This is a genomic window from Microvirga sp. 2MCAF35 (assembly GCF_052115545.1).
Lineage (GTDB): Bacteria > Pseudomonadota > Alphaproteobacteria > Rhizobiales > Beijerinckiaceae > Microvirga.
This window is the reverse complement of the sequence record NZ_JBFRGW010000079.1, coordinates 1-4,716: the sequence shown is the minus strand read 5'-3', so window position 1 is coordinate 4,716 and position 4,716 is coordinate 1. Positions and strand designations below refer to the sequence as shown.

The following is a 4,716-nucleotide window of genomic DNA, read 5'->3' as shown; positions in this document are numbered from 1 at the left end:
GGCCTTGCGCCGTCAGCACATCAACCTGCCGCAACTTCGCGACAATCTCTTCAGCCGTGTGTCTCTTCCTGGGCATTCTCTCGTCCTCCAAATGGCAAAAAGCCATACATCAGGGAGGACCACTTCAAAGGGGGCAGGCCAGACGCCGGCGCTGCCATCTGTCTTTTACAAGGGGTGCTCACGCAACGGCGTGGGGGAGACGTTTCTGCTGCGGGTCGGTTTCATTCTCAGGATGGCGAACGCAGTTTCGGCCGGCAGCCTTGGCGCCGTAGAGCGCTCGGTCTGCCGCCTCGAGGAGGGCAGCGCGTTCGCTTCCGCGCGAGGGTCGGACAGAGGCGATGCCGATACTGACCGTTACCACCTGATAGGGGCTGCCCTCATGGGCAATGCCCAGGGCGACGATGCTGTGCCGGACATTCTCGGCGATCAGTTGGGCGCCCGCCAGATCCGTCTCGGGGAGGACGATGGCGAATTCCTCGCCGCCGTAGCGGGCCGCGATGTCGCGAGGACGGCGGATACTGCTTTCAAGCATACCGGCAACCGCCCGGAGGACCTCGTCGCCCCGTCCATGACCATAACGATCGTTGAAATTCTTGAAATAGTCGGCGTCGATGTAGAGCACCGACAGGGACGAGCCGGACCGGATGGCGTGGCGCCATTCCCGCTCGAAGGTTTCGCGGAAGGCGCGGCGGTTCGGCAGGCCCGTCAGGTCGTCGGTGCGCGCGATGCGCCGGAGCTTGGTCTCCGCGCGCGTGCGGCGTTTCAGTTCGCGCTGAAACATAATCGTCAATCCAACGACGGCGCAGCACAGAGCGAGGGTCGCAAGGCTCAGGACAAGGGCCTTGCGCTGCCAGGCGGAGAAGATCTCCTCGACCGAGAGGGCAACGGTAAGAACGAGCGGATACCGCTCCAGCCGCTCGAACGAGATGATGCGCCGGACGCCGTCGATGGGAGAGACCGAGTCGAACGTGCCGGATTTTTCCGCCAGAAGGCGCCTGACATGCGGAGAGCCGCCATGATCCTGATCCACTTGGCTCGCATCATAAGGATAGCGCGTCAGGAGGACGCCGTCGTTCCGGAAGAGGTTGATCGCTCCGTGCTGGCCGAGGCTCAGGTTGTCGAACAGCTGATTGATCGTGGTCAGGGGCACCGATCCCATCACTACCCCGGCGAAGCGCCCGGCCGTATCCGAAAGCTTCCGGCTGATCCCGATGCTCGGCTCGCCGTGGTGCGTCCGGCTGGCGAAAGGACGGCTGATATACAGGCCGATATGGTTGTTGTCTTTGTGGGCGATGAAGTACTCGCGGTCCGCCACATTGAGAGACCTTGGGGCAATCGCCGGCCCGGCATCGGCGATGAGGTTGCCGGCCTGATCCACAACCAGCAACGTCCCCATGAACGAGGCCGTGGCCGCGCGGTCGAAGAGCATCCTGTACTGGAGGTCGGGTGGAAGCTGCTGGGAGCCGAGATATCTCAGCCCTTCCATGGCACCTCTGAGCGACAGGTCGATCAGGTCGAGCTTGCCCTCGAGATCCCGGGCAATGGTCGTCAGGACGTTCCGGGAGGACCTCTCCGCCTCCTGCCACGTGTTCTGGCGGTCGATCCAGAGCGTGTGTGCCGAGATCCCCAGAATGCCCAGGGCGATCACGCCTGCAATCAGGTGCAAATAGACTTCTGAGAACAGACGTTTCATTCGACGACGCACAAGTTTCTACAGAATTTATTCTATATGCGATCCTAATGGATTGTTACAGGCAGGGACGGATGAGACTATTGAATAGGATCATTTCCTGAAAATCTCTCGGAAGAGTGCTTCTAAACTCTTTATGTGTCGAGATAACGTTTTGTCACCTTCGGCGAAGTACTGCTCGATGGCGGGTGCGAGGTCCTGACATCTCTCCCTGTGCGAGACTTTACGGCGGCAGCGTCCGTGAACCGAGGCGGCTGATGCCGGGCAGGGTGATGCGAAGTGAGTTGGGCCCGAATCCCTTCGGGCGCATCCGAGGAGTTCTTCGGATGCGCCCGGTTACCGGCCCGACTATCGCCTCGAGCGCGCGCGCCTCGAGAGCATGTTCAGGGCCTCGATGAGGGCGGAGAACGCCATCGCGGCGTAGATGTAGCCCTTCGGCACATGGGCTCCGAAGCCTTCCGCGATGAGAACCATGCCGATCATGAGCAGGAAGCCGAGGGCGAGCATGACCACAGTCGGATTGGCCTGGATGAAGCGGGCGAGGGGATCGGCGGCGAGCAGCATGACCGTGACGGCGGCGACCACGGCCACGACCATGATCGGCACATGATCCGTCATGCCGACGGCCGTGATGATGCTGTCGATGGAAAAGACGAGATCCAGGAGCAGGATCTGCACGATGGCCGAGGCGAAGCTCATCTGAGCCTTTCCGCTCTCGAAAAGGTCGGGGCCAGGATCGGGGTCGACGTTATGGTGGATTTCCTTCGTCGCCTTCCAGACCAGGAACAGGCCACCGGCGATGAGGATCAGGTCGCGCCAGGAGAAGCCGTGCCCGAACGCCGTAAAGAGGGGTTCGGTGAGCTGGACGATGATTGCGATGGTGCCCAGCAGGCCCAGGCGAAGAACAAGGGCAAGACCGATTCCGATACGCCGGGCGGTCGCCTGTCGATCGGCCGGGAGCTTGTTGGTCAGGATAGAGATAAAGATGAGATTGTCGATCCCGAGCACGACTTCCATGACGACAAGGGTCGCCAAAGCCGCCCAGGCGGCCGGATCTGCAGCCAAGCCAAAAAGGTAATCCATGAAGCCGTTCCCAATTGTCAGGCTTTATGTTGGTTATGGCCGCGCTTGCGCAAGGGGCTGGGCAAGAGCTTGATGCCGGTGACCACGTTTGCAGCAATTGAATTCCGGTTTGGGCCGTTGAATCGCGTGGAAGGGCAACCACATATCATGAAAGCACGACAGCCGTGTTCGTTTCGGCTGTGGAGAAATGCTTTAATTCCAGTTGTTTAGTTTCGATCTCGGCTGTGCGGCGCCAGCGCTGTGGAACCGCCCATGGCATGAGAAGCGTTTCCTCTTGGAATGATCTGGAGGCGTGTCGTGGCGGAATTCTCAGGACGTTGGCTGGTGGCTGCCTCCCTTGTGGGAGTGCTTGGAACACCGTTAGCCGCTCTCGCCCAATCGGGTCGACCATGGGTCGATCCTCCCTCCGAGGTCGGGGGCAAGGTCCAGGTTCCCACGGCGGCGCCGGCGTCTGTGCCGGCGCCGCCAGCCCAAGCTGCGGCGCCTCATTCGGCTGCACCTTCAGCTTTGCCTCCCTCCGAAGCCAAGGCGAGTGCAGAGACACGCCCGACGGAAGAGACGGTGCCTCCGAAGCCAGTCAAGACGGCAGGCGACAAGCCGACGAAGCAAAAGTCGGTCGCCGAACGTAAGACTCGTCCTGCCTCGCAGCAGGCCAACGGGTCGACGCGCGATCAGCGCAAGGGGGCGCAGGTCGTACGCCGGCGCGGCGGGACCGAGATGTCGCAAGCCGAACCGCGCAATGCCATTGAACGTCGTGCGCGCATCGTGCGCTATGGTTCCGTCCAGGAGGGATTGGATGCGGGTCTTCAGGTCATGAGGCTCAGAACCATTCAGCTCCCGGATGGCCGTCGCATCGACGTTCTGACGCGGCCAGACCAGGACATCGCATCCGGGCTGCCGGATGGGTATTGAACAAGGGATAAGCGCCGGCGGAAGCGCTTAAAATTCTGCCGCTTTCTCTTGTGCGCGGCGACGGATATCAAGCCAGAGAACTCGCTCGCGTTGCGCATCAGCAAGGGCGCGATGTGAGGCAGGGCCGAGTTTGTCGTCGATGCGTTGCGCCTGAGCAAGAATGTCCTGCATGAGCGCGCGCTGCAGTTCTTCGGGAACTTCAGCATCGCGCAGCACCTCGCGCATGATCCGACGATGGGCCATCTCGGTATCCTCGAGACGCAAGGCATGGCGCGGCAGCCCCGCCGCGCGCAGGAGCTTGCTCAGCCACTTGCCGTCCCAGGACGGTGCCGTGGCATAAAGTTTGCGCCCCGTCAGAACTGATACCATGCGCTTCGCGACATCTTCGAGCGGCGTTCCCTCCGATCTCAGCTGCTCTCTCGAAATCCCATGGATCCTGCCCGCCTTGACGTCCCAGTCGGTCCAGGATTCGTCAGGCTTGATGAGATAGCTCTCCTCCTCGCCGCTTGCGAAGACCCACGCGACCTCAATGGGATATCCCTGCTTGCCAAGGGACGATGCTTCGAAATCGAGAAAGACGATATCTGTTAGGCACGCCATCGTGGGTAAACTCGCATGTCGGTATTGCCGACCACGAAAGCTCATACCACAGCCATGAAGGTTAGTGTCATCCTCTCACACCGGATGCTCCATCTCTTGCTCTTAGATGGCGCACCGTTCGAGCTGTAGAGCCGGGTCATATTTTACCTGCAAGACCCTGCGGACTCGCATCACGGTGTGCTAGAGCATCGAACGCAAAAGTGAGAACCTGTTTTGCGAGGAAAGATGCGAAAAACAAACAATTAGAGCATCGGACGTGAGTTCGAACTCACGGCCGATGCTCTAGAGCCCTTTCCGCCTACTCCGGTTCATATCCAGCGGCTCTGAAGTAGTTGGCGCATTCGTCGGGCGAGAACTCGTCCAGGAGCTCACCGATGGTCTGCCAGAGCACGTCCTTCGTGCGGGCGGCTGCCTTGCGCAGCAGTGCCTTG

4 protein-coding genes and 1 pseudogene are annotated in these 4,716 nt (G+C 60.8%); 1 reads left to right on the top strand and 4 read right to left on the bottom strand.

Going from position 1 to position 4,716, the window contains the following annotated elements; translation table 11 throughout:
• Nucleotides 1–178 precede the first annotated feature (178 nt).
• A complete protein-coding gene (locus AB4097_RS21300; protein ID WP_442043267.1) occupies nt 179–1,693 on the bottom strand; it encodes a sensor domain-containing diguanylate cyclase in 1,515 nt (504 codons plus the stop codon).
• A 345-nt stretch (nt 1,694–2,038) separates the two neighbouring features.
• The gene (locus AB4097_RS21295) at nt 2,039–2,773 is read right to left on the bottom strand and encodes a TerC family protein (RefSeq protein ID WP_442043265.1); all 735 of its coding nucleotides are present in this window, start codon (nt 2,771–2,773) and stop codon (nt 2,039–2,041) included.
• Nucleotides 2,774–3,334: 561 nt separating this feature from the next.
• Here AB4097_RS21295 and AB4097_RS21290 point away from each other — a divergent pair.
• A complete protein-coding gene (locus AB4097_RS21290; RefSeq protein WP_442043263.1) occupies nt 3,335–3,685 on the top strand; it encodes a hypothetical protein in 351 nt (116 codons plus the stop codon).
• Between the two features lie 27 nt (nt 3,686–3,712).
• On the opposite strand, the gene AB4097_RS21285 is transcribed toward AB4097_RS21290, so the two are convergent.
• Together AB4097_RS21285 and AB4097_RS21280 are read right to left on the bottom strand one after the other, a co-directional pair.
• On the bottom strand, nt 3,713–4,330 hold the full coding sequence (locus tag AB4097_RS21285; protein WP_442043261.1) for a 3'-5' exonuclease: 618 nt from the start codon (nt 4,328–4,330) through the stop codon (nt 3,713–3,715).
• A 253-nt stretch (nt 4,331–4,583) separates the two neighbouring features.
• Nucleotides 4,584–4,716, bottom strand: a pseudogene (locus tag AB4097_RS21280) (IS630 family transposase); the annotation flags it as partial.